The 22,553-nt window shown below is 75.2% G+C and carries 24 protein-coding genes; 14 read left to right on the forward strand and 10 right to left on the reverse strand.

Going from position 1 to position 22,553, the window contains the following annotated elements; genetic code table 11:
• Positions 1 to 49 precede the first annotated feature (49 nt).
• Positions 50 to 1,522, reverse strand: a complete 1,473-nt coding sequence (gene yczR, locus FMM08_RS10135; RefSeq protein WP_147926236.1) for a MocR-like transcription factor YczR — start codon at positions 1,520 to 1,522, stop codon at positions 50 to 52.
• A 161-nt stretch (positions 1,523 to 1,683) separates the two neighbouring features.
• Between yczR and FMM08_RS23000 the strand changes: the two genes are divergently transcribed.
• Positions 1,684 to 1,854 carry a hypothetical protein gene (locus FMM08_RS23000; protein WP_187279673.1) on the forward strand — a complete coding sequence of 57 codons (171 nt, stop codon included), beginning with the start codon at positions 1,684 to 1,686 and terminating at the stop codon, positions 1,852 to 1,854.
• Between the two features lie 164 nt (positions 1,855 to 2,018).
• Here the strand turns inward: FMM08_RS23000 and FMM08_RS10140 are convergent, their stop codons facing one another.
• Positions 2,019 to 2,639, reverse strand: a complete 621-nt coding sequence (locus FMM08_RS10140) for a class I SAM-dependent methyltransferase (protein WP_147926237.1) — start codon at positions 2,637 to 2,639, stop codon at positions 2,019 to 2,021.
• Positions 2,640 to 2,711: 72 nt separating this feature from the next.
• Positions 2,712 to 3,380, reverse strand: coding sequence for a peptide-methionine (S)-S-oxide reductase MsrA (gene msrA, locus FMM08_RS10145; RefSeq protein WP_222710622.1), 669 nt, complete (start codon positions 3,378 to 3,380; stop codon positions 2,712 to 2,714).
• 113 nt (positions 3,381 to 3,493) lie between these two features.
• Between msrA and FMM08_RS10150 the strand changes: the two genes are divergently transcribed.
• The 5 genes from FMM08_RS10150 (at position 3,494) to FMM08_RS10170 (ending at position 9,098) form a co-directional block, all read left to right on the forward strand.
• Positions 3,494 to 4,666 (forward strand): cystathionine gamma-synthase, encoded by a 1,173-nt coding sequence (locus tag FMM08_RS10150; RefSeq protein ID WP_147926238.1) that lies wholly within the window; start codon positions 3,494 to 3,496, stop codon positions 4,664 to 4,666.
• A gap of 22 nt (positions 4,667 to 4,688) precedes the next feature.
• Positions 4,689 to 5,978, forward strand: coding sequence for an AI-2E family transporter (locus FMM08_RS23365; RefSeq protein WP_222710623.1), 1,290 nt, complete (start codon positions 4,689 to 4,691; stop codon positions 5,976 to 5,978).
• Positions 5,979 to 5,982: 4 nt separating this feature from the next.
• Entirely contained in the window at positions 5,983 to 7,209 is a 1,227-nt protein-coding gene (gene ilvA / locus FMM08_RS10160) for a threonine ammonia-lyase (protein ID WP_222710624.1), read from the forward strand.
• Positions 7,210 to 7,359: 150 nt separating this feature from the next.
• The gene (locus tag FMM08_RS10165; RefSeq protein ID WP_255472234.1) at positions 7,360 to 8,298 is read left to right on the forward strand and encodes an ATP-binding cassette domain-containing protein; all 939 of its coding nucleotides are present in this window, start codon (positions 7,360 to 7,362) and stop codon (positions 8,296 to 8,298) included.
• On the forward strand, positions 8,295 to 9,098 hold the full coding sequence (locus tag FMM08_RS10170) for an ABC transporter permease (RefSeq protein WP_147926241.1): 804 nt from the start codon (positions 8,295 to 8,297) through the stop codon (positions 9,096 to 9,098). The genes FMM08_RS10165 and FMM08_RS10170 overlap by 4 nt, the downstream gene beginning before the upstream one ends.
• Before the next feature lie 70 nt (positions 9,099 to 9,168).
• Here the strand turns inward: FMM08_RS10170 and greA are convergent, their stop codons facing one another.
• Positions 9,169 to 9,666, reverse strand: coding sequence for a transcription elongation factor GreA (gene greA / locus FMM08_RS10175; protein WP_147926242.1), 498 nt, complete (start codon positions 9,664 to 9,666; stop codon positions 9,169 to 9,171).
• A gap of 146 nt (positions 9,667 to 9,812) precedes the next feature.
• Positions 9,813 to 10,220: a DUF4307 domain-containing protein gene (locus FMM08_RS10180; RefSeq protein WP_187279674.1), complete on the reverse strand. Its 408-nt coding sequence runs from the start codon at positions 10,218 to 10,220 to the stop codon at positions 9,813 to 9,815.
• Between the two features lie 131 nt (positions 10,221 to 10,351).
• On the opposite strand from FMM08_RS10180, the gene mca reads away from it, so the two are divergent.
• From mca to FMM08_RS23370, 7 genes are all read left to right on the forward strand, one after another.
• Positions 10,352 to 11,230, forward strand: coding sequence for a mycothiol conjugate amidase Mca (gene mca / locus FMM08_RS10185; RefSeq protein WP_147926346.1), 879 nt, complete (start codon positions 10,352 to 10,354; stop codon positions 11,228 to 11,230).
• On the forward strand, positions 11,227 to 11,664 hold the full coding sequence (locus tag FMM08_RS10190; protein WP_147926244.1) for a hypothetical protein: 438 nt from the start codon (positions 11,227 to 11,229) through the stop codon (positions 11,662 to 11,664). The genes mca and FMM08_RS10190 overlap by 4 nt, the downstream gene beginning before the upstream one ends.
• A 70-nt stretch (positions 11,665 to 11,734) precedes the next feature.
• Positions 11,735 to 12,523 carry a LysM peptidoglycan-binding domain-containing protein gene (locus FMM08_RS10195; protein ID WP_147926245.1) on the forward strand — a complete coding sequence of 263 codons (789 nt, stop codon included), beginning with the start codon at positions 11,735 to 11,737 and terminating at the stop codon, positions 12,521 to 12,523.
• 147 nt (positions 12,524 to 12,670) lie between these two features.
• The gene (locus tag FMM08_RS23005; protein WP_187279675.1) at positions 12,671 to 13,306 is read left to right on the forward strand and encodes a hypothetical protein; all 636 of its coding nucleotides are present in this window, start codon (positions 12,671 to 12,673) and stop codon (positions 13,304 to 13,306) included.
• Positions 13,307 to 13,481: 175 nt separating this feature from the next.
• Positions 13,482 to 14,237, forward strand: a complete 756-nt coding sequence (locus FMM08_RS10205; protein WP_147926347.1) for an isoprenyl transferase — start codon at positions 13,482 to 13,484, stop codon at positions 14,235 to 14,237.
• A gap of 139 nt (positions 14,238 to 14,376) precedes the next feature.
• Positions 14,377 to 15,684, forward strand: a complete 1,308-nt coding sequence (gene phoH2 / locus FMM08_RS10210) for an RNA 5'-3' helicase PhoH2 (RefSeq protein ID WP_369431701.1) — start codon at positions 14,377 to 14,379, stop codon at positions 15,682 to 15,684.
• A gap of 351 nt (positions 15,685 to 16,035) precedes the next feature.
• Complete coding sequence (locus tag FMM08_RS23370) at positions 16,036 to 16,917, forward strand: aggregation-promoting factor C-terminal-like domain-containing protein (RefSeq protein WP_222710627.1); 882 nt, start codon at positions 16,036 to 16,038, stop codon at positions 16,915 to 16,917.
• Positions 16,918 to 17,018: 101 nt separating this feature from the next.
• On the opposite strand, the gene FMM08_RS10220 is transcribed toward FMM08_RS23370, so the two are convergent.
• The 3 genes from FMM08_RS10220 to FMM08_RS10230 all read right to left on the reverse strand — a co-directional run bounded on the left by FMM08_RS10220 (position 17,019) and on the right by FMM08_RS10230 (position 20,209).
• On the reverse strand, positions 17,019 to 18,443 hold the full coding sequence (locus FMM08_RS10220) for a class II fumarate hydratase (protein ID WP_147926248.1): 1,425 nt from the start codon (positions 18,441 to 18,443) through the stop codon (positions 17,019 to 17,021).
• A gap of 75 nt (positions 18,444 to 18,518) precedes the next feature.
• Complete coding sequence (locus FMM08_RS10225; protein ID WP_255472242.1) at positions 18,519 to 19,205, reverse strand: carbonic anhydrase; 687 nt, start codon at positions 19,203 to 19,205, stop codon at positions 18,519 to 18,521.
• Positions 19,206 to 19,279: 74 nt separating this feature from the next.
• Positions 19,280 to 20,209 carry a carbohydrate kinase family protein gene (locus FMM08_RS10230; protein ID WP_222710628.1) on the reverse strand — a complete coding sequence of 310 codons (930 nt, stop codon included), beginning with the start codon at positions 20,207 to 20,209 and terminating at the stop codon, positions 19,280 to 19,282.
• A gap of 100 nt (positions 20,210 to 20,309) precedes the next feature.
• Between FMM08_RS10230 and FMM08_RS10235 the strand changes: the two genes are divergently transcribed.
• Positions 20,310 to 21,008: a DUF4245 family protein gene (locus tag FMM08_RS10235; RefSeq protein WP_222710629.1), complete on the forward strand. Its 699-nt coding sequence runs from the start codon at positions 20,310 to 20,312 to the stop codon at positions 21,006 to 21,008.
• A gap of 2 nt (positions 21,009 to 21,010) precedes the next feature.
• On the opposite strand, the gene FMM08_RS10240 is transcribed toward FMM08_RS10235, so the two are convergent.
• Positions 21,011 to 21,229, reverse strand: coding sequence for an exodeoxyribonuclease VII small subunit (locus FMM08_RS10240; protein WP_147926251.1), 219 nt, complete (start codon positions 21,227 to 21,229; stop codon positions 21,011 to 21,013).
• Positions 21,222 to 22,553, reverse strand: a complete 1,332-nt coding sequence (xseA, locus tag FMM08_RS10245) for an exodeoxyribonuclease VII large subunit (RefSeq protein ID WP_255472244.1) — start codon at positions 22,551 to 22,553, stop codon at positions 21,222 to 21,224. Before xseA ends, FMM08_RS10240 begins: the two co-directional genes overlap by 8 nt.

A 22,553-nucleotide genomic window follows, 5' to 3' on the forward strand; every position in this document is an offset into this window, starting at 1 on the left:
ACCAGCAGAGCCGCCGGGGCGGCGACCGCGCCGGGTGGCGGACCCGCTGTCACACCAGGTGGCGACGGGGGGCGGCGGGGGAGCGTCCGGCGCTGGCGCCGGTGGCCTCCACGAGGAGCTCCACCGCGCGCTCCAGGTCGGCGACGGGGGCGGTGAAGGGCAGGCGGAGCCTGTCGTCGAAGGCGTGCCCGGCGCCGAAGCGGGAGCCGGTGGCCAGCCGCAGGCCCAGCTCCTCGGCCGTGTCGACCAGGACGGACGACGACACCCCCGGCGGCAGGTGGCACCACAGCGACTGCCCGCCCGGCGGCACCGGGACCTCCCAGCCGGGCAGGTGCTCGCGCAGCGCGGTGACCAGGGCGTCGCGCTGGGCGCGCAGCTGCACCCGGCGGCGGGCGGCGATGCCGTCGTACCCGTCCAGCAGCGCGCAGGCGGCCAGCTGGTCGACCAGGGAGAACGACCCGTGGTCGCGGGAGGCCGCGGCGGCGGCTCGGGCGATGACGTCGGGCTCGGCGCGCAGCCACCCGACCCGCACGCCCGCCCAGACGGCCTTGCTGATCGAGCCGGCGCTCAGCACCGCGCCGGGGCGGCCGTGGGCGGCCAGCGGCGCGAGCGGTTCCTGGCCGTCGAGGGCGAGGTCGGCGAGGGCCTCGTCCGCCACCACGGTGACCTCCTGTTGCTGCATGGAGACCATCAGGGAGCGCCGGTCGCCCTCGGTGAGGGTGGCGCCGGTGGGGTTGGAGAAGTCGGGGACGACGTAGAGCGCCCGCGCCGAGGTCTGCCGCGCCGCGCGGTGCGCCGCGGTGACGAAGCCGGGGCCGGACGCGAGGTCGCGGGGGACCGGGACGAGGCGTGCGCGCAGCTCGCGGGCGACGTCGAGGGCGTTCGGCCACACCGGGTGCTCCACCACGAGGCGGTCGCCCGCACCGAGGACGGCGCGCAGCGCTGAGCTGACGGCACCGCCGGCGCCGCACGTGACGAGCACCTGCTCGGGAGTGGTGGGCAGCCCACGGGCGGTGTAGCGCTCGGCGATCCGCGCCCGCAGCTCGCCCAGCCCCAGCGGGGTGTAGCCGTGGCCGCCGAGGTGGCGGGGCAGCTCGGTGAGGGCCTGGGCGTAGGCGTCGGTGACCTCCGGCGGTCCGGGTGGGGCGGCGTAGGACAGGTCGAGCACGCCCTCGCGCGGACCTCCGGGCACCCACGCGGCTACGACACCGCTGGTGGCGGGCAGCTGCGTCCAGGTGCCGGAGCCCTGGCGCGCGTCCGCCCAGCCGGCCTCGCGCAGCCGGCCGTAGGCGGCGGAGACGGTGACGCGGCTGACGCCGAGGGCTGCCGCGAGCTCGCGCTCGGCGGGCAGGCGCACGCCCACGCCCAGGCGCCCGTCGCTCACCAGCCCCTGGATCCCGGTGGCGAGGCTGGCGTACATGGGCGGGTGCAGGGTGCCCGCTCCGATGAGCTCGGCGAGGCGCTCGGCCGACGTGGCCGTGGGGGAAGAAGCTCCGACGACGCTGATCGGTCCGGTGGTCATCGACACCAGGCCACTCTGCCACGATTGGCCTGGTCCGGGAAGGTGCTGACGTGGCCCAGGTCACGTCCGCGGAGGGCGTCTGGGCTCGATCGGCGCAGTTCAGGCCACTGTTCCTGGATTGGCATGGTGCCGCCAGTCCAATTCTGGTCGATCATTGATGCATGACGGTCTTCGTGCTCCTCGTGACCCTGTCCCTGCTCTCCCTGGGTGCGCTGTACGCCCTGGCTCGCGTCATCGACGGCGACGGCTACGGCGACCGCCCGGCCCCCCGCAGCCACGACGGCTGGGGCGTCATGCTGCCCTCCGTCCCGCCGGCCGCGGTCAACCGCTGAGCCCGCGCGGCGGCCCCCGGGTCGCCAGCGCCGCCGACCGCGCCGACGCCGCGCGTCCCGCAGCACGTCGAAGGCCCTGCACCTGTTGAGGTGCAGGGCCTTAGACGTCTGCTGACGCTCCGTCCGTCCCGCGCGTGCCGCGGAGAGCGCGGAGCGGAGGCCCCTCAGGGACGGCGGTCCGCGACGAGGACGGCGTCCACCTGGACCCGGCGCTCGTCGTCGTCCCAGACCACCGGACGCTCCACCTCCGCCGCGAGGCGCACCCGCAGCCCCGCCTCGCGCGCACGGTCGCGCAGGGCCGTCACGTCGTGGAGGAGCCGCTCGTCGCTCGGCCCCCCGGCACCGCGCACGGCGTTGGCCAGGGCGTGCCCGACGACGACGACGCGACCACCCGGCGCCAGCCACTGCGCAGCGCGCTCGACCAGCAGCGGCAGGGCCACGAACGCCACCACCACCAGCGCGACCGGCGCCTCCGGCCGCCAGGTGCGCGCGTCGGCGACCACCCAGCGGCACCGCTGCTCCACGCCCTGGTCACGTGCGGCGCTCGCCGCGACGGCGAGACCGCCGGGGGAGGAGTCGACGCCCACCACGTCCCACCCGCGCCGCGCCAGCCAGCGCGCGTGGCGCCCGGTGCCGCACGCCAGGTCGACCGCGGTGCCGGGCTGCTGCAGCAGGCACGCGGCCCGCACGGACGGGTCGACGTCGTCGTGGGCGCCGCGGTCGCGGTGCCTGGCGTCCCACCACGCGACGTCGTGCCCGGGCTGGTCCGTCCGTCCAGCGCTCATGCGCTGCAGCCTGCCCCGCGCGCCCGGGGACGTCCACGCCACTCCCGACGTGGCACGGCGAGGCGAGAGCGGTCAGGCGCCGACGACGCCCACCGGGCAGGTCACGCCCGTGCCGCCCAGGCCGCAGTAGCCGTTCGGCACCTTGTGCAGGTACTGCTGGTGGTAGTCCTCGGCGAGGTAGTACGGGCCGGCGTCCTCCGCCGACCGCAGCTCCGTGGCCACCGGGCCGAACCCCGCGGCGCGCAGCTGCGGCTCGAACGCCGCCTTCGTGCGCTCCACCGCCTCGCGCTGCTCCTCGGTGGTCCAGTAGACCGCCGAGCGGTAGGTGGTGCCCACGTCGTTGCCCTGCCGGTTCACCTGCGACGGGTCGTGCGACTCCCAGAACACCTTGAGCAGGGCCTCCGCGGAGGTCTGCGCCGGGTCGTAGGCCACCATCACGGCCTCGGTGTGGCCGGTGCGCCCGGTCACGGTCTCCTCGTACCAGGGGTTGGGTGTGAAGCCGCCGGTGTACCCGACCGAGGTGGTCACCACGCCCGGCTGGCGCCAGAACGTCCGCTCGGCGCCCCAGAAGCAGCCCATCGCCACGTAGAGCACCTGGGTGCCCTCGGGCCACGGGCCCTCCAGCGGCGTGCCGAGCACGGCGTGGTGGGTGGGGACGGGGTACGGGCGGACGTCGCGGCCGGGCAGCGCCTCCTCGCGGGTCACCATGCGGGACTTCAGCGAGCTGCCGAACAGGGCCATGCGGTTCCTCCAGACGTTCGGGATCTGTCCTCTCCAACGCCGCGTCGCGCGCGATCCATCCCGCCGGTGCCCATGGGGGACGACGACACCGAGGGGGCCGTAGCCTCGGAGGCGTGAGCGAGCAGCACGACTGGTCCGGGTCCGGGTTCTCCACGCGCGCCATCCACGCGGGCTCCGAGCCCGACCCGCGCACCGGCGCGGTGATCCCGTCGATCAGCGTCTCCACCACCTACAAGCAGGACGGCGTCGGCGGCCTGCGCTCGGGCTACGAGTACTCCCGGTCCGCCAGCCCCACCCGGGACGCCCTGCAGGAGTGCCTGGCCTCCCTGGAGGGCGGCCGCTCCGCGTACGCGTTCGCCTCCGGCCTGGCCGCCGAGGACACGCTGCTGCGCGCCGTGCTGACCCCCGGCGACCACGTCGTCGTCCCCGACGACGCCTACGGCGGCACCTACCGCCTCATCGCCCGCGTGCTGGGCCGCTGGGGCGTGGAGCACACCCCCGCCGACATCTCCGACGCCGACGCGGTGGCCGCCGCCGTGCAGCCCGGCCGCACCAAGCTCGTGTGGGCCGAGACCCCCACCAACCCGCTGCTGACCGTCGGTGACATCGGCGCGCTCGCAGCCGTCGCGCACGACGCCGGCGCGCTGCTCGCCGTCGACAACACCTTCGCCACCCCCTACCTGCAGCAGCCGCTGGCGCTGGGTGCGGACGTCGTCGTCCACTCGACCACCAAGTACTGCGGCGGCCACTCCGACGTGGTCGGCGGCGCGCTGGTGGTCGGGCAGGGCGACCACCTCGAGGCCGTCGCCGAGGCCGTCGGCTTCCACCAGAACGCGATGGGCGCGGTCGCCGGCCCGTTCGACGCGTGGCTCGTGCTGCGCGGCCTCAAGACCCTCGCGGTGAGGATGGAGCGCCACTGCGACTCCGCCGAGGCCGTCGCGGCGTGGCTGTCCGAGCACCCGGGCGTCGACTCCGTGCTGCACCCCGGGCTGGCCGGCCACCCCGGCCACGACGTCGCCGCGAAGCAGATGCGCCGCGGCGGCGGCATGGTCAGCTTCCGCGTGGGCTCGCGCGAGAAGGCCCTGCGGGTGTGCGAGCGCGCGCAGGTCTTCACCCTCGCCGAGTCCCTCGGGGGCGTGGAGTCGCTCATCGAGCACCCGGCGGCCATGACGCACGCGTCGGTGGCGGGCTCGGCGCTGGAGGTCCCGGACGACCTGGTGCGCCTCTCGGTGGGTCTCGAGGACCTCGACGACCTGATCGGGGACCTCGACCGCGCACTCGGGTGACACCCCCGCCACACTGGCGGGCGTGCCACCGACCCAGAGCCGACTGACCCGCACGCCCCGCCCCGAGCGCTCGGCCGCGGACGCCGTCCCGTTCCCGGTGAGGGTCTCGGCGGCGTGGGCGTGGCGCATCGTCGTCGTCGCCGTCGTGCTCTACGGCGTCGGCCGGGTGCTGGCGTACTTCTCCGAGCTGACGGTCGCGCTGTTCGTCTCGCTGCTGCTCGTGGCGCTGCTCGTGCCGTTCGTCGACTTCCTCGACCGGCACGGCTGGCCGCGGGTGCTGGCCACGCTGGTGAGCCTGCTGCTGGGCATCGCGCTGATCGTCGGGCTGTTCACCCTGGTCGTGACGCAGATCGCCTCGGGCTTCGACGACCTCGCGCAGTCGGCGTCGCAGGGCATCACGCAGCTGCAGACGTGGCTGTCCAACGGACCGCTGGGCCTGTCGACGGGGCAGATCAACGACTACATCACCCAGGCGCGCACCGCGCTGCAGGAGAACAGCCAGTCGCTCATCAACGGCGCGGTGGCGGTCGGCGGCACCGCCGCGACGCTGCTCACCGGCAGCTTCCTCGTGCTCTTCTTCACGATCTTCCTCACGTGGGACGGCCGCCGCGTGTGGTCCTGGCTGGTGCGCCTGCTGCCCGGCCCCGCTGAGGCGCCGTTCGACGCCGCCATGCACCGCGGCTGGGTGACGCTGACCTCGTACGTGCGGGCCACGATCATCGTCGCCGCCGTCGACGCGATCGGCATCGGCCTGGGCGCCTTCTTCCTGAACATCCCGCTGGCCGTGCCGCTCGCCGTGCTGGTCTTCCTCGGTGCCTTCGTGCCGATCCTCGGCGCCGTGGTCACCGGAGCCGTGGCGGTGCTGGTCGGCCTGGTGTCGCAGGGACCCGTCACCGCGCTGATCATGCTCGGCGTGGTGCTGGCGGTGCAGCAGCTCGAGAGCCACGTGCTGCAGCCGATCCTGCTGGGCAAGGCCGTCTCCGTGCACCCGCTGGCCGTGTTCGTGGCGATCGCCGCAGGCGGCACCCTCGCGGGCATCCCCGGCGTGCTCTTCGCGGTGCCGATCATCGCAGTGGCCAACACGGTCGTCGTCTACCTGGTCAGGGGCGATGCGGCGCTGCCGAAGGGCCTCGTCAAGCACTTCGACGACGACGACGACGAGGACGACGACGGCGGGGAGGGCGGTGCCGCCACGTCCGACGCGCAGCGCCGCGACGCCGACGAGGTGGCCTCCCGCCAGGCCCGCGAGGAGGGCGAGCCGCCCGCCCCCGGACGGCTGGACGAGCGCGCCGGGGACGACGGCGCCCGGTGACCCGGTGACGCTCGTGCCGCCGGTCGGCCCGGAGGACGTGCTGGCGGCCCGCCCGCTGCTCGAGCACGTGGTGCGGCGCACACCGGTGGTCCGCAGCCGAGCGCTGTCCGACCTCGTCGGCGGCCCGGTCCACCTGAAGCTGGAGAACCTCCAGCGCGGCGGCTCCTTCAAGGTGCGTGGCGCGTACGTGCGCGCGGCGCGGCTGTCCGAGGCCGAGCGCAGCCGTGGGCTCGTGGCGGCCAGCGCCGGCAACCACGCGCAGGGCGTGGCCATCGCCGCCCGCGAGCTGGGCGCCCCCGCCACCGTCTTCATGCCGGTGGGCGCCTCGCTGCCCAAGCTGGAGGCGACGGGGCGCTACGGCGCCCGCGTGGAGCTGGCGGGCACCACGGTGGACGAGGCGCTGGTCGCGGCCCGCGAGCACGTGGAGGCCACCGGCGCGGTGCTCGTGCACCCCTTCGACCACCCCGACGTCGTCGCGGGCCAGGGGACGGTGGGCCTGGAGCTGGTCGAGCAGGTCGCCGGGCTGCGGACGGTGCTGGTGTGCCTGGGCGGCGGGGGCCTGCTGGCGGGGACCGCCGCGGCGCTGTCGGGGGTGGCGCCCCACGTGCGCGTGGTGGGCGTGCAGGCGGCGCAGGCCGCCGCGTGGCCGGGCTCGCTCGCGGCGGGGAGGCCCGTGCCGCTGGAGCGGATGTCGACCATGGCGGACGGCATCGCCGTCGCCAGGCCCGGGGACGTGCCGTTCGGCGTGGTGCGGGCGCTGATGGCCCCCACCGACGTCGTCACCGTCTCCGAGGAGGACGTCTCCCGCGCGCTGCTCCTCCTGCTCGAGCGGGCCAAGCTGGTGGTGGAGCCCGGGGGAGCGGCGGGCGTCGCCGCCCTGCTGGCGGACCCGTCCGCCTACGAGCCGCCGGTGGGCGTGGTGGTCTCCGGCGGCAACGTCGACCCGCTGCTGCTCATGCGCGTCATCCGCCACGGCATGGCCGCCGCGGGTCGCTTCCTCACCCTCGCGGTGCGCCGCGTGCCCGACCGGCCCGGCGCGCTGGCGGCGCTGCTCGCGCTGGTGGCGCAGGTCGGCGCGGACGTCATCGACGTCGGCCACGGGCGCACCTCCGAGCGGGCCGCCGTCGACGAGGTGGAGGTGGACCTGCGCCTGCAGACGCAGGGCCCCGCGCACGCCGAGGGCGTGGTCGCGGCGCTGAGGCGAGCCGGCTACGAGGTGCACGTCGGCTGAACGGGCGCGTCCGGCGGCCCGGTCGTCGGTGGCCGGCCCTAGCGTGCTGGACGTGATGGGGACGACGACGTGACGAGCGGCGGCCAGGGGCTCGCGGTGCGGGCCAGGGGACTGGTGAAGACGTACGGCAGACCGGGGAGGGGCGGCGGGGTGACCCGCGCGCTCGACGGGGTCGACCTCGACGTGCCCGAGGGCACGGTGCTGGGCCTGCTGGGGCCCAACGGCGCCGGCAAGACCACCACGGTGCGCATCCTCACCACGCTGCTCGAGCCCGACGCGGGCGAGGCGCACGTAGCAGGGGTGGACGTGCGGCGCGACCCGCAGGAGGTGCGCCGGCGCATCGGCGTCTCCGGGCAGTACGCCGCCGTCGACGAGTACCTCACGGGCTTCGAGAACCTGCGGATGATCGGCGGGCTCTACCACCTGGGCTCCCGGCGGGCCGCGCAGAGGGCTCGCGAGCTGATGGAGCTCTTCAGCCTCACCGACGCCGCCGACCGGCCGGTGAAGGGCTACTCCGGTGGGATGCGCCGCCGCCTCGACCTGGCCGGGGCGCTGGTCAACGACCCGCCCGTGCTCTTCCTCGACGAGCCCACCACCGGTCTCGACCCGCGCAGCCGCGCCGACATGTGGGAGCTGCTGCAGGGCATGGTCCGGGGCGGCACCACCGTGGTGCTCACCACTCAGTACCTCGAGGAGGCCGACCTGCTCGCCGACGACATCGTCGTCATCGACCACGGCCGCGCCATCGCCCGCGGCACGTCCGACCAGCTCAAGGCGCAGGTCGGTGGGGAACGGGTCGAGCTCGTCGTCGACGACGCCGCCCACCTCGACACCGTCCGCTCCCTGCTCGCCGCGGTCGCCGTCGGCGAAGTCGAGGTCGAGCCGCACACCCGGCGCCTGACGGCGCCGGTGGAGGGCGGGGCCGCCGTGCTGGTGGGCCTGCTCGCGCAGCTGCAGCAGCGCGGTGTCCACCTGTCCGACGCAGGCACCCGCCGGCCCACCATGGACGACGTGTTCCTGACCCTCACCGGCAAGCGCACCGACGAGGCCGGCAGCACCGACGAGCAGAAGGCGGGGGTGGGGGCGTGAGCGCGCTCGGGTCGGCCATCAGCGACGGGGCGACCATCGCCCAGCGCAACCTCATCAAGGTCAAGCGGGTCCCGGACCTGCTGGTCGGCACGCTCATCTCGCCGATCATGTTCATCCTGCTCTTCGTCTTCGTCTTCGGCAGCGCCATCCCGGTGCCAGCGGGGACGAGCTACGCGGAGTTCCTCGTGCCGGGCATCTTCGCCCAGACCGTGATCTTCGGGGCCACCGTCACGGGCAGCGGACTGGCGGACGACATGCAGAAGGGCATCATCGACAGGTTCCGGTCGCTGCCCATCGCACCGTCGGCGGTGCTCGTGGGGCGCACCTCCTCCGACGTCGTCACCAACGTCCTGGTGATCATCATCATGACGGCGACGGGCCTGGCGGTGGGCTGGCGCATCACCACCTCGCCGCTCGAGGCGCTGGCCGGGTTCGCGCTGCTGCTGCTCTTCGCCTACGCGTGCTCGTGGGTGATGGCGCTGGTCGGCCTGCTGGTGCGCAGCCCGGAGGTGTTCAACAACGTCAGCTTCATCGTGATCTTCCCGATCACCTTCATCGCCAACACCTTCGTGCCCACCAACAACTTCCCCGCGGTGCTGCGCGTCATCGCCGACTGGAACCCCGTCTCAGCGGTCACCCAGGCCAGCCGCGACCTCTTCGGCAACCCCTCGCTCGCCGGCGGGTCCGGTGCGTGGCCGCTGGAGCACGCGGCGCTGTACACGCTCATCTGGTCCGTGGTGCTCGTCGCGGTCTTCCTGCCGCTGGCGACCCGCCAGTTCAAGCGCTCCGCAGCCCGCTGACCCCTTCCAGCACGCGAGAGGCGCCCCACCCGGTCCGGGTGGGGCGCCTCTCGCGTCGCGGGTGGGCGCGTCAGCCGGCGTACGCCTCGACGTCGTCCACCACCACGGACAGCTCCTTGCCGTTCGGCGCGGTGTAGCTGGCCGAGTCGCCCTTCTTCTTGCCCAGCACCGCCGAGCCGATGGGCGACTTCTCGCTGTACACGTCGAGGTCGGTGGTGCCGACGGCCTCGCGGCTGCCCAGCAGGAAGCGCATCTTCATGCTGCCGTTCACGGTGGCCGAGACCACGGTGCCCGGAGCGACGACGCCGCTGGCGGCGGCGGGGGCCTGGCCGACCTGCGCGTCGCGCAGCAGCTGCTCGAGCTGGCGGATGCGGGCCTCCATCTTCCCCTGCTCGTCCTTGGCGGCGTGGTAGCCGCCGTTCTCCTTGAGGTCGCCCTCCTGGCGCGCGGCGTCGATGCGCTGCGTGATCTCGAGCCGGCCCGGCCCGGTCAGGTGGGCGTGCTCGGCCTGGAGGCGGTCGTAGGCCTCCTGCGTCAGCCAGGTGGTGGCAGGCGTGGTGTCGGACACCGGTCCTCCTCGGTCGGTCTCAGGGCTGTGCTCCGCGGCCAGGACGACGCTGGCCGGTCTGGGGCAGAAACGACGAGGCTACCAGCGGTGCCCGTCCCGGCTGGCGACGCGGGCAGCCCGCCGGCCGGCTCCCGGTCGGCAGGCGCTCAGGCGGGGACGCAGTCGTCGACGACGCCCGTGACGGCCCGCTGCTGCGTCTTCACGGTGACGGTGTGCACGCTCGCGGCGCCGTCCTGGGGGCCGACGGGCACCTCCTGCAGGCCCACCACGGCGGCGGTGGAGCTGAGCGCCTGTACGCGGCACACGACGGCCTCGTCCGCGGGCTTGGAGACGCTGAAGACGACGATGGTCGAGGAGTCGTCCACCACGCGGTAGCTCTGCTCGGAGGCCTGCACGTGCGAGGAGGCGTCGCCCAGCCCCGCCCACACCGCCCACGCCGCCAGCGCCAGGCCCAGCACCACCGACACCACCAGCCGGGCGCGGCGCCGCAGGGGGCCGCGGGTCCCGTAGCGCCCGGCGGGCCGGGTCGGCGCGGCGTGCGGGGTGCTGCTCACGGACGGGTGCTCCTGCGTCGACGGGTGCTGCGCTGTGACGAGCGTGGGAGATGATTGTCCCCCACCCGTGCACCCGGAGGTCACCTCCCGTGAGCAGTCCCCTGCCCCGCCCCACCGAGCCGCTGCGGCTCATGGCCGTCCACGCCCACCCCGACGACGAGTCGAGCAAGGGCGCCGCGACGTGCGCCCGCTACGTCAGCGAGGGCGTCGAGGTGCTGGTGGTCAGCTGCACCGGCGGCGAGCGCGGCTCCATCCTCAACCCCAAGCTCGCCGACGACCCCCGCGTGCTGCGCGACATCTCGCAGGTCCGCCGGGAGGAGATGGCCGCGGCCGCAGCCGCGCTCGGCGTGCAGCACGAGTGGCTGGGCTTCGTCGACTCGGGCCTGCCCGAGGGCGACCCGCTGCCGCCGCTGCCGGAGGGCTGCTTCGCCCTGGAGCCGGTGCACGTGGCCGCCGAGGCCCTGGTGCGCGTGGTCCGGCGCTTCAAGCCGCACGTCATGACGACGTACGACGAGAACGGCGGCTACCCCCACCCCGACCACATCATGTGCCACAAGGTCTCCGTGGCGGCCTTCGAGGCCGCGGGGGACCCCGACGCCTACCCGGCCGAGGGCGAGCCCTGGACGCCGCTGAAGCTGTACTACAACACCATGTCGCGCGGCCGGATCCTGGCCATCCACGAGCACCTGCTGCGCGAGCGCGGCGAGTCGCCGTACACGGAGTGGATGAAGCGCTGGGAGGAGCGCGAGGAGCGCCCCGTCACCACCCGCGTGCTGGTGGCGGAGTTCTTCGCCCACCGCGACGCCGCCCTGCTCGCCCACGCCACGCAGATCGACCCGGACGGGTTCTGGTTCGCCGCCGGGCGCGACCTCGAGGCCCGCCTGTGGCCCACGGAGGACTTCGAGCTGGCCCGCTCCCGCGTCCGCCTGCCCGCCCTCGCCGAGGGCGAGGTCGAGGACGACCTGTTCACCGGCGTCCGCGAGCACCTGGCAGCCGGCAGCGCGGCGTGAGCCCGCTCCTGGGCCCGCTGACCAGCGCCACCGTCCTCCTGGGCGGCCTCGGCCCCAACCCGGTGCCGGCCCCGACCGACGGGCCGCGACAGCTCGACCCGAACACCGTGACGCCGGGCGTGCTCGGCTTCCTGGCCACGGCCGCGGTGGTGTTCGTCTCGATCCTGCTCATCGTCAACCTCGTCCACCGCATGCGGCGGATCCGCCACCGCGGCGCGGTGGAGGAGGCCGCTCTGGCGGCCCGCGAGGAGGCGCTGCGCGAGCGCTCCCTCGACTCCTCCGTCGTCGATCACGACGACGACGAGCGCCGCGCCGCCGAGGCGGCGTCCGCCCACGACGTGGTCCAGGGCGAGGTGAGGGGCGAGGCCCGTGAGGCCCGTGCGGCGGGGACGCACCGCCACGAACCGGACTCCCCGGACTCGCCGCGCACCTAGAGTGACGGATCTGCCGGGCGTCACCCGGCGGTCGGAGGGCGCCTCGCCGGGCGCCGAGCGCGGAGGTGGCGTGGACGCACGGGCATGGCGCATCGCCGGCGGTGCTGCGGTGGCGCTGCTCGTGCTGGTCGCCCTGGTCGCCTGGCGGGCGGACGCGCTCTCCGGCGGCTGGCTGCTGGCGCTGCGCCTGACGGGCCTGCTGGCCGTGGTGGGTCTGCTCGCGGCCGTGGTCCTGGCCAGCCTCGCCGCGCTGCGGCCCCCGACGCCCCCGCAGGTGCTCGTGAGGGTGCCGCTGTCCGGGGCGCCGCGAGCCACCGCGGCGCCCGGCCGCGCGGCCCTGGTGCCGCTGGCGGGCCTGGTGCTCCTGGCCGTGGTCTCGTCGGCTCCGGCGCTGGTGGTGCTCGTGCTGGCGCGCGGTGACGGAGCCGCGGACACCCCCGGCGCGGCGGCGGTGGGCGCGGAGCCGACCGCCACCGCGACGCCCAGCGACCCGCCGTCCTCGACGCCGGCGCCGTCATCGTCCTCCCCAGCGGCGTCCAGCTCAGCGCCCCCGTCGTCGTCGCCGCCTCCCTCTGCCGCCCCCACGACGTCGGCGGCGCCGACCACGGACGACCCGGGCTCCCCGCCCCCCGCCTCGCCGGCGCAGCTGCCCAGCGAGGCCGCCTCCGGCGTCGTCTGCGAGCTGGTCGTGGCCCCCGGCGACTCCCTGTGGTCGCTCGCCGCGTCCCAGCTGGGCCCCGCCGCCAGCGACGCCGACGTCGACGCGCGCTGGCGCGCGCTCTACGCCCAGAACGCCGACGCGGTGGGCCCCGACCCCGACCTCGTGCGTCCGGGCCTGCAGCTGCGCAGCTGCGCCTGAGCGCCTGGCCCCGCGGAGTTCGACGGGGCGTCGGCTGTGAGCTCGTGGCGACGATCACACAGATGCGCGCTGAGCCGCGCCGGGGCGACCACGGAGGAGATGCCCGGTTCGCCCGTGGCGCGCGGGCGCCTGGCCCACGATGGAGCCGTGACCCGCTCGGCCCGCACCACCAGTCGCTTCCGCTCGACCACCCCCGGCCGCCGCCGGCTGGTCGGCCCCGCAGCGCTGGCCGGGGTCGTGCTGCTGGGCGGGCTGCTCGCGGGGTGCAGCGGCGCGGACGCGCCGCAGGACGGCGGTGCGTCGTCCGCCGGCGCGAGCGCGTCGGCGCAGCCCTCCTCGTCGTCCCCGTCCTCCACCGCGGGACCGTCGGCCAGCGGAGCGCCGACCACCACGGTCGTCACGTCGATGACCACGTTCACCTCGCCGACCGGCAACATCTCCTGCTACCTCGCCCCGGTGCAGGGCGCAGACCCCTACGCCCGCTGCGACCTGGCCGAGCAGTTCTGGGCCGAGGACGAGCCGGAGGGCGGCTGCAGCGAGGGCGACTGGGGCGGTGACGGTGACGGCTACGGCAGCGTGGGCGTGGGCGGCGGCGATGCGCAGCCGCTCTGCGTGGGCGACACCATCGCCGACCCGAGCGCCCCGAAGCTGCCCTACGGGTCGTCGATCACCCTGGAACCCCTGACGTGCACGAGCGTGAGCGACAAGGTGGGGATGACCTGCGAGAACTCCAAGACCGGCCACGGGTTCACCGTCCGCAAGGAGAAGCTCGAGCGGTTCTGAGCGTCCCCGGGCGCACGCTGGGTGAGCGGCGCGCGGCGGACCACCTAGGCTCGCGCACGTCGGACAGGAGGCGGTCGTGGTCGCAGCGGACGACGGTGCGCGCGCTCGCGCGCTCCGCGGTGCTCAGTGCGCCCGGCAGTGGGTCGCGCCGCGCCTGAGGGCGCTGCGGGCCCCGGTGCGCGCGGTGCTCGAGCGGGGGTACGAGCGGCGACTGGCCGCCACGGTCGACCCGAGCCGCGCCCCGCGCCACGTGGGCGTGATCCTCGACGGCAACCGCCGCTGGGCGAAGGCGTCCGGCTTCGAGACCCGCTCGGGCCACCAGGCCGGCGCCGACAAGGTGCTCGAGCTCACCGAGTGGTGCGAGCAGGTCGGCGTGGAGGTGGTGACGCTGTGGATGCTCTCCACCGACAACCTCACGCGCCCCCCGGCAGAGCTCGAGCCGCTGCTGGCGATCATCGAGGACACCGTCGACAGGCTGGCCCGCGACGGCCGCTGGCGCGTCCACCCGGTGGGGGCGCTCGACCTGCTGCCCTCGAGCACGCGCTGCACCGTGGAGGAGGCCGCCAAGGCCACCGCCGGGCACACCGGCCTGCACGTCAACGTGGCCGTCGGGTACGGCGGCCGGCGGGAGATCGCCGACGCCGTCCGCTCGCTGCTGTCCGAGCACGCCGCCCGGGGCACCACGCTGGAGGAGCTGGTGGAGGTGCTCGACGTCGAGCACATCGCCGAGCACCTGTACACGGCGGGCCAGCCCGACCCCGACCTCGTCATCCGCACGTCCGGGGAGCAGCGCCTGTCGGGCTTCCTGCTGTGGCAGAGCGCCCACAGCGAGTACTACTTCTGCGAGGCCTACTGGCCCGACTTCCGCAGGGTCGACTTCCTGCGGGCGCTGCGGGCGTACGAGCAGCGCGAGCGCCGCTACGGCAGCTGACGCCGGTGCGGCCGAGGCGGTGACGGACCGTCACCCGAGCGGGCGTTCCTCACCGTCCTCCCGCGCGGTGTCGGTCATCGGGGCTAGCGTCGGTCTCGTGAGCGACGCTTCGGCCGTCCAGCAGTCCGTCTCCTCGCCGGTGCCCTCGACGGCGCCGACCGTGCGGACCTTCGTGCTCGACACCTCCGTGCTGCTGGCCGATCCGAAGGCGCTGCTGCGCTTCGCCGAGCACCAGGTGGTGCTGCCGGTGGTGGTCATCACCGAGCTCGAGGGCAAGCGGCACCACAGCGAGCTGGGCTACTTCGCCCGCGCCGCGCTGCGCCTCCTGGACGACCTGCGCATCAAGCACGGCCGCCTCGACGCGCCGGTGCCGGTCGGGGACGACGGCGGCACCCTCGTGGTGGAGCTCAACCACACCGACCCGGCGGGCCTGCCCGACGGGTTCCGCCTCGGTGACGCCGACGCCCGCATCCTCGCGGTGGCCGCCAACCTCGCCGCCGAGGGCCACCGCGTCACCGTGGTCAGCAAGGACCTCCCGATGCGCGTCAAGGCGTCCGCGGTCGGCCTGGCCGCCGAGGAGTACGTGGCGTCCGGGCCCGTCGACACCGGCTGGACCGGGGTGGTGGAGGTCGACGCGACCACCGAGCAGGTGCAGGGGCTCTACGACGACGGCGCGCTCGACCTCGAGCCCGCCCGCGACCTCCCGTGCCACAGCGGCCTGGTGCTCCTGTCGCCGCGCGGCTCCGCGCTGGGCCGCGTCGGCGTCGACAAGCAGGTCCACCTCGTCAAGGGCGACCGCGAGGTCTTCGGCGTGCACGGCCGCAGCGCCGAGCAGCGCATCGCCATCGACCTCCTGCTCGACCCGTCGGTGGGCATCGTCTCCCTGGGCGGGCGCGCCGGCACCGGCAAGTCGGCGCTGGCGCTGTGCGCAGGGCTCGAGGCCGTCATGGAGCGCCGGCAGCACCGCAAGGTCATGGTCTTCCGGCCGCTGTACGCGGTCGGCGGCCAGGAGCTCGGCTACCTGCCCGGTTCCGAGGCCGAGAAGATGAACCCCTGGGCCCAGGCCGTCTTCGACACCCTGGGGGCGCTCGTCAGCCCCGCCGTGGTGGAGGAGGTCATGGCGCGCGGGCTGCTCGAGGTGCTGCCGCTGACCCACATCCGCGGCCGCAGCCTCCACGACGCCTTCGTGGTGGTCGACGAGGCGCAGTCCCTGGAGCGCAACGTGCTGCTCACGGTGCTGTCGCGCATCGGGCAGAACTCGCGCGTGGTCCTCACGCACGACGTCGCCCAGCGCGACAACCTCCGCGTGGGCCGCCACGACGGCGTGGCCGCGGTCATCGAGGCGCTCAAGGGCCACCCGCTGTTCGGCCACGTCACGCTGACGCGGTCCGAGCGGTCTCCGGTGGCGGCGCTCGTCACGGAGATGATGGACGTCCTCGAGGTGTGACGAAGCCCTCACGGGGGTCCGTCACCGCCCGGGCTGACCAGGTCACCCTCCGTGGGGGGCCCGGTCACCCGGACGGACGAGGGTGGTTGAACCTGGACAGACCGGGCACCCGGATGGCACTGTCGGCGACGACAGCGCTCCGGGTCTCCCGGGGAGCCCGCCTGCCACCGCGCGCGCCGGCCCCCTGACCCTGCGTCCTCGCACCAGGCCCGCCCTTCCCCCGGGTCCCAGCGGACCACCCGGGGCACTCCTGCGCGCCGCGTGCGAGGTGCGCCGCCCGGAAGGCCCTGAGTGCTCCACCCCCGTCGTCCTGCCGCCCGCCGAGCAGGGGAAGCCCGCCGTCCGACGCCCGTGCCGCTGCGCATCACCGCGGGGGCGGCAGCCCTCGGCGCCGTGGCGCTCACCGTCACCGGTGGAGCGCTGGTGGGTCCGGCCAAGCAGGAGGCCGCCGCTGAGGCCAAGCAGGCCTTCGTGGCGCAGCAGGTGGCGCAGGTGTGGCGCTCCGCCGGGTCCTCGGGCCTGCCCGGGGCGTCTCAGGGGGCGGGCGCGTCGTCGTCGGCGTCGTCTCCCGAGGTGGTGGCGCTGCAGGCAGAGCTGGTCAGCGAGCGCGGAGGGTCGGCGAGCCGCAGCGAGGACCGCCTCGCCGCGGCGCAGCCCGCCGCCCCGTCCTCGACCGCCCCGTCCCCGGCCGCAGACCCGTCCTCCGCCGCGCCGGCTGACCCCGCGGACCCGGTGGCGCAGGCCGAGCAGCGCGTGCAGGAGCTGGTGGGGCAGCAGTCCGCCGACTCGGCCGACGCCTCCCAGACCACCAGGGCCTCCCAGGTGCCGGCCTCGCAGGCCCTGGCGGCCGTGAGCGCCGCCGAGGCCCAGCGCGCCGCCGCTGAGGCCCAGCGCCTCGCCGAGGAGGCCGCAGCACAGCTCGCCGCGGCCCAGGCCGACCCTCGCGCGGTGGCCGCACCGATGGTCGCCGCTCACGGCTGGGGCGCCGACCAGTTCTCCTGCCTCGACAGGCTGTGGACCAAGGAGTCCGGCTGGAGCTGGTCTGCCGACAACCCGACGTCGAGCGCGTACGGCATCCCGCAGTCGCTGCCGGGGAGCAAGATGGCCTCCCACGGCGCGGACTGGCAGACCGACCCGCGCGTGCAGATCGCGTGGGGACTCGACTACATCGCCGCCTCCTACGGCACCCCGTGCCGCGCGTGGGCGCACAGCCAGTCCGTCAACTGGTACTGACGCGCGCCGGCACCGACCGGCGCCGCGCCACCTCCGGTGAGCGCTGAGGGCCCGCAGACCGCCTGGTCTGCGGGCCCTCAGCGCTCCGCCGCGGTGCGGGATCAGGCCTTGGACGGGGGCCGCGTCATCGACATGACGTCGAGGGCGGTGTCGAGCTGGGCCTCGGTGACCTCGCCGCGCTCCACGAAGCCGAGGTCGATGACCGCCTGGCGCACGGTGACGCCCTTGGCCACGGCGTGCTTGGCGACCTTGGCCGCTGCCTCGTAGCCGATGACGCGGTTGAGCGGGGTGACGATCGACGGGGAGGCCTCGGCGTAGTGGCGGGCCTGCTCGACGTCGGCCTCGAGCCCGTCGACCACCTTGGCGGCCAGCACGCGGGAGCCGTTGGCGAGCAGGCGGGTGCTCTCGAGCACGCCCAGGGCCATCACGGGGATCTGCACGTTGAGCTCGAAGGCGCCGGAGGCGCCGGCCCACGCGACGGTGGCGTCGTTGCCGATGACGCGGGCGCACACCATGAGCACAGCCTCGTTGATGACCGGGTTGACCTTGCCCGGCATGATCGAGGAGCCGGGCTGCAGGTCGGGGATGCGCAGCTCGCCCAGGCCGGTGTTGGGGCCGGAGCCCATCCAGCGCAGGTCGTTGTTGATCTTCGTGAGGGAGACCGCGATGGTCTTCAGCTGCCCGGACAGCTCCACCAGGCCATCACGCGCCGACTGCGCCTCGAAGTGGTCGCGCGCCTCCGTCAGCGGCAGGCCGGTGTCCTCCGCGAGCAGCTCGATGACCCGCTGCGGGAAGCCAGCGGGGGTGTTGATGCCCGTGCCGACGGCGGTGCCGCCCAGCGGCACCTCCGCCACGCGCGGCAGCACCGCGTGCAGGCGCTCCACGCCGTAGCGGACCGCGGCGGCGTAGCCGCCGAACTCCTGGCCGAGGGTGACCGGGGTCGCGTCCATGAGGTGCGTGCGGCCCGACTTCACCACCTCGGCGAACTCGGAGGCCTTCGCCTCCAGGGAGGCGGCCAGCACCTCCAGCGCCGGCACCAGGTCGTTGACGACGGCGGAGGTCGCGGCCACGTGCACGGACGTGGGGAACACGTCGTTGCTGGACTGGGAGGCGTTGACGTGGTCGTTGGGGTGCACCGCCTCGCCCAGCGAGCGGCTGGCGAGGGTCGCGATGACCTCGTTGGCGTTCATGTTCGACGACGTGCCCGAGCCGGTCTGGAAGACGTCCACGGGGAACTGGTCGTCGTGGGCGCCGGTGGCCACCTCCTCCGCTGCGGCGGCGATGGCGTCGGCCACCGGCTGCGGCAGCACGCCCAGCTCGGCGTTGGCCAGCGCAGCGGCCTTCTTCACCCGGGCGAGCGCCTCGATGTGGCTGCGCTCCAGGGGGGTGCCGGAGATCGGGAAGTTCTCCACGGCGCGCTGCGTCTGCGCGCGCCACAGCGCGGCCGCGGGCACGCGGACCTCGCCCATGGTGTCGTGCTCGATGCGGTACTCGGCGCCGTCCTGCGTGACCTTCTCTTCAGCCATGGCACCGATCGTCGCAGAACCGCGCCGGGAGCCGTCAGCGGCTCCCGGCACGGTGGCCTCGCTGAGGCGCGCTGGTCAGGAGGCGGAGACGGAGTCCGCACCCTCCAGGAGCGACACCCGGCCGGTGGCCAGCTCGTAGGCGGCGCCCACCACGGCGGCGCGACCCTCGGCGACGGCAGCTCCCAGCACCGCCGACCGCTCGCGCAGGAGGTTCGCCGTGGCCCGCACGTGGGAGGCGCCGACGATCGCGGCCTCCGCGGTCGGGTCGTCGTCGCGGGCGCGGCCCTGGCGGGCCCACAGGATGCTCGGGGCGACGCGCTCGACGATGTCGCGCACGTACCCGCCGGGCACCGACCCGCCGTCGAGGGCGTCCAGGGCCGCCGCCACCGCGCCGCAGCGCTCGTGGCCGAGGACGACGACGAGCGGTACGCCCAGCACCTGCACGCCGTACTCGACCGAGCCCAGCACCGCGGCGTCCACCACGTGCCCGGCGGTGCGGACCACGAAGAGGTCGCCCAGGTCGGCGTCGAAGACGAACTCGGCCGGGACGCGGGAGTCCGAGCACCCCACGACCAGGGCGAACGGGCGCTGCTCGGTGACCAGCTCGGCGCGGCGCGAGGCGCTCCCCGCGCCGGAGCTGCGCTCCACGGCGAAGCGCTCGTTGCCCTCGGCGAGGGCGGCCCACGCCTGCGCGGGGGTCGAGGGCCGGCCCTCGGAGGGCGGCGGGCTGTCGGGGCGGACTGAGGGAGGCAGAACGGGCACGGCCGCATGATGCCCTAGACGCGCACGGGGCGCCCGCCGTGATCGACAGGCGCCCCGTGGCGCTTGCTCCCTGGTCAGACGCCCAGCAGCTCCCGACGCCACGGCGGGTCGGCACCCGGGCGGGAGACGGTGACGGCGCCGACGCGGGCGGCGTGCACGAGCAGGGTCTGGACGTCGTCGGCCGAGATGTCGCGCAGCGCCTGGCGCTTGTCGGCGCCCAGCAGGTCGTGCTCGGCCAGCCCGTCGATGAGCGCTGCCATCACGGAGTCGCCGGCACCCACGGTGTCAGCCACCACCACCTTCGGCGCCTTCACCTCGGCGCGGCCGCTGCGGGACAGGGCCACCAGGCCCTCCGCACCCCGGGTGAGCACGGCCAGGGACGCCCCGCGCTCCAGCCACGAGGCCAGCAGCGCCTCGTGGTCGCCGTCGGGCTGGAGCCAGTCGGCGTCCTCGTCGGACAGCTTCACCACGTCGCAGTGCTCCACGAGCGCGTCGATGCGCTGGCGCACCAGCGACGGGTCGCCCATGAGGGAGGGGCGCAGGTTCGGGTCGAACGTCGTGGTGGCGGTGTCGCGGTAGCGCTGCACCAGCCGGCTCACGGCCGCGGCGCCCGGCTCGTACCAGGAGCCGATGGACCCCGTGTGCACGGCCGCGGCGCTCTCCGGGAGCGCGGCGTCGAGCGCAGCCCCCTCCGGCAGCTCCCACGTGATGTCGAACACGTACGTGGCCGACCCGTCGGCGCCCAGCGTCGCCTGCGCGGTGGAGGTGGCGCCGGGCCGCACGGTGCCCTCGACCACCTCGACGCCCGAGGCGCGCAGGTGCGCGAGGACCACCTCACCGCGCGCGTCGTCACCGAGGTGCGCCAGCAGCTGCGCGGGGCGTCCGAGCCTCGACAGGCCGATGGCCACGTTCAACGGGCTGCCGCCCGGGTACTCCTGGACCCCGCCGTCCGAGGAGTGGACGACGTCGACCAGCGCCTCGCCGATCACGAGCACCGAGCTCACGGGTGACCCTCCTGTCCGGCGCCCGCGAGCACGAGCGCTGGGAGCGGACTGTAGCGGCTGAGCAGGAGGGCCCCTCCGCGCCGAGTGCGAGCATGGGGGTGTGAGCGAGCCCGTGGCAGCACCCGGCCCCGCGCCGTCGTCATCGCCGCCGGCGCCCGGCCGGGCGCCGGCGGCGCCGCCGTCCGGCAAGCGCCCCCGCGGCTTCGAGACCTCCGGAGACATGCTGCGGACGGTGCTCTTCGTGCTGGGCCTGGTGCTCGTGGTCTTCTTCCTCACCGCGCGCCCGCAGGGGGACCAGCGCCCCCCGGCCGACGTCGCCGCCTCAGCCGCGCAGGCCAGCGCCGCTGGCGTGCCGCTGTCCGCGCCGCAGCTGCCCGAGGGCTGGAAGGCCTCCACCACCCGCTTCGGGCCTGACGTCGACGAGGGCCTGCCCACCTTCGAGGCCGGCTACCTCGACCCCGCCGGCGCCTACGGCGGCATCAGCGCCACCGCGGCCGCGACCCCGGGGTGGGTGCGGGGCATCGCCGGTCAGGACGCCGCCTCTGACGGCACGCGCGAGGTCGCCGGCCGCACCTGGGAGGTGTGGACCACCACCGACCCCCGCAGCACCACCCTCGTCAGCGACCCCTCCAGCAGCGGTGGGGGTCCGGCCCTGGCCGTCACCAGCCGCGGGAGCGAGGCCTCCCTCGACGCCCTCGCGCAGGCTGCGGTCGCCGCGGTCGGCAGCGCGCCGACCGCCAGCGCCACGGCCCCGGCGAGCCCCAGCGACGCGGCCAGCAGCGCCCTGACCGACGGCTGACCTCAGCCCTGGGCGCGTGCCGCCTCCAGGCGCTCGCGCGCCCCGTCCAGCCACTGCTGGCAGCGCGTCGCCAGCGCCTCACCGCGCTCCCACAGGCGCAGCGACTCCTCCAGGCTCGCGCCGCCGGTCTCCAGGCGGCGCACCACCTCCACCAGCTGGTCCCTCGCCTGCTCGTAACCGAGCTGCGCGACCTCCTCGGGCAGTGCCGGTGCGTCAGCCATCGTCGTCCTCTCCGAAACCCTCGTCGTCCTCGTCCTCTGAGTCGACCACCTCGACGACGATCGACCCGCGCGCCAGCCGCGCCCGCAGCCACTCACCTGTCGGCGCGTCCTCGGGGGAGCGCACCACCTGGCCCTCGTCGGTCTGCAGCACCGCGTAGCCGCGCTCCAGCACCGCCGCGGGGCTCAGCGCGCTCACGCTGGCGGCCAGACCGGCCAGCACTCCCGCCTGCTCGCGCAGCCGACCCTCCAGCGCCCGACGCCCGCGCTCGCGGGCGTCGGTGACCGTGCGGGTCGGCTCGGCGAGCAGCGCGCGGGGGTCGGCGAGCACCGGACGCGACCTCAGCTGCGCCAGCGCGGTGGTCTCGGACTCCACCAGCCGCAGCACCGTGCGGCGCAGCCGCCCGCGGGCGGCCTCCAGGCCGGCCAGCTCCTCGGCGACCGCGGGGACCACGCGCCGGCCGGCGTCGGTGGGGGTGGAGGCGCGCACGTCCGCCACGAGGTCGAGCAGGACGTTGTCGACCTCGTGGCCGATGGCGCTCACCACGGGCGTGGTGCAGGCAGCCACCGCGCGGCACAGGGCCTCGTTGCTGAAGGGCAGCAGGTCCTCCAGGGACCCCCCGCCGCGGGCGACGACGATGACGTCGACGTCGGGGTGGTCGTCCAGCTCCGCCACGGCCGCGCTGACCTCCGAGACGGCGCCGGTGCCCTGCACGGCCACCTGCCGGACCTCGAAGCGCACGCCGGGCCAGCGGTCGCTGGCGGTGCGCACCACGTCGCGCTCGGCGGCGCTGGCGCGCCCGCAGACCAGGCCCACGCAGCGCGGCAGGAACGGCAGCGGCTTCTTGCGGTGCTCGTCGAGCAGGCCCTCGGAGGCCAGCACCCGCTTGAGGTGCTCGATGCGGGCCAGCAGCTCGCCCACGCCGACCGGGCGGATGTCGGTGGCCTGCAGCTGCAGCACGCCGCGCTTGGTCCAGAACTCGGGACTGGCCCGCACCACCACGCGGGCGCCCTCGGCGAGCCCCCCGGGCAGCGCGTCGAGCAGCCGCACGTGCGCGCTGACCGGCAGGGACATGTCGACGTCGGTGTCGCGCAGGGTGAGGTACGCCGTCGTCGTCCCGGGGCGCCGGGTGGCCTGGACCACCTGGCCCTCCACCCAGACCTGCGGCATCTTCGCCACGTAGTCGCTGATCTTCATGGTGAGCAGCCGCACCGGCCACGGGTGCTCCGCGCTGGTCTGCCCGGCGGTCGGCGGGAGGGCCTGCGGGGACGTCGACGACGGCTCACGAGCCCCCCGCTCGGCCGTCTGCGCTCCGGCTTCCACCAC

The sequence above is a fragment of the Quadrisphaera setariae genome (genome assembly GCF_008041935.1).
Lineage (GTDB): Bacteria > Actinomycetota > Actinomycetes > Actinomycetales > Quadrisphaeraceae > Quadrisphaera > Quadrisphaera setariae.

What these genes read in the sequence shown, in the direction of transcription:
- mca (WP_147926346.1), top strand. Translation starts at nt 10,352, where the DNA reads ATGGCCGTCCACGCCCACCCCGACGACGAGTCGAGCAAGGGCGCCGCG.
- FMM08_RS10240 (WP_147926251.1), bottom strand. Translation starts at nt 21,229, where the DNA reads ATGGCTGACGCACCGGCACTGCCCGAGGAGGTCGCGCAGCTCGGTTAC.
- FMM08_RS10220 (WP_147926248.1), bottom strand. Translation starts at nt 18,443, where the DNA reads ATGGCTGAAGAGAAGGTCACGCAGGACGGCGCCGAGTACCGCATCGAG.
- FMM08_RS23000 (WP_187279673.1), top strand. Translation starts at nt 1,684, where the DNA reads ATGACGGTCTTCGTGCTCCTCGTGACCCTGTCCCTGCTCTCCCTGGGT.
- yczR (WP_147926236.1), bottom strand. Translation starts at nt 1,522, where the DNA reads ATGACCACCGGACCGATCAGCGTCGTCGGAGCTTCTTCCCCCACGGCC.
- msrA (WP_222710622.1), bottom strand. Translation starts at nt 3,380, where the DNA reads ATGGCCCTGTTCGGCAGCTCGCTGAAGTCCCGCATGGTGACCCGCGAG.
- FMM08_RS10140 (WP_147926237.1), bottom strand. Translation starts at nt 2,639, where the DNA reads ATGAGCGCTGGACGGACGGACCAGCCCGGGCACGACGTCGCGTGGTGG.